Raw genomic sequence first — 245 nt, 5'->3', positions numbered from 1 at the left:
ACTCGTTGCAGCGGCGCCGGCAAAAACTCCTGGAAGAGGCGCCATCGCCGGTCCTGAGCGCTGCCCAGCGCGAGACCCTCTGCGCCAGCGCGGTACGCCTGGCCGAAAGCCTGGGCTATCGGGGCGCGGGAACCCTGGAATACCTGTTCGACGAAGCCCGCGGCGAGTTCTTCTTCATCGAGATGAACACCCGCATCCAGGTCGAGCATCCGGTTTCCGAGATGGTCACCGGCATCGATCTGGTC

At 64.9% G+C, this 245-nt stretch carries 1 pseudogene; it reads left to right on the top strand.

Features of this window, described 5'->3' with window-relative positions:
* Positions 1-245: pseudogene (locus tag HWD97_RS24425) on the top strand (acetyl-CoA carboxylase biotin carboxylase subunit); the annotation flags it as partial.

Origin of the sequence: Ochrobactrum sp. C6C9 (genome assembly GCF_022627935.1) — a bacterium.
Taxonomy (GTDB): domain Bacteria; phylum Pseudomonadota; class Alphaproteobacteria; order Rhizobiales; family Rhizobiaceae; genus Brucella; species Brucella teleogrylli.
Note: the sequence above shows the minus strand (reverse complement) of the source record. Positions and strands in the feature narration are given on the sequence as shown.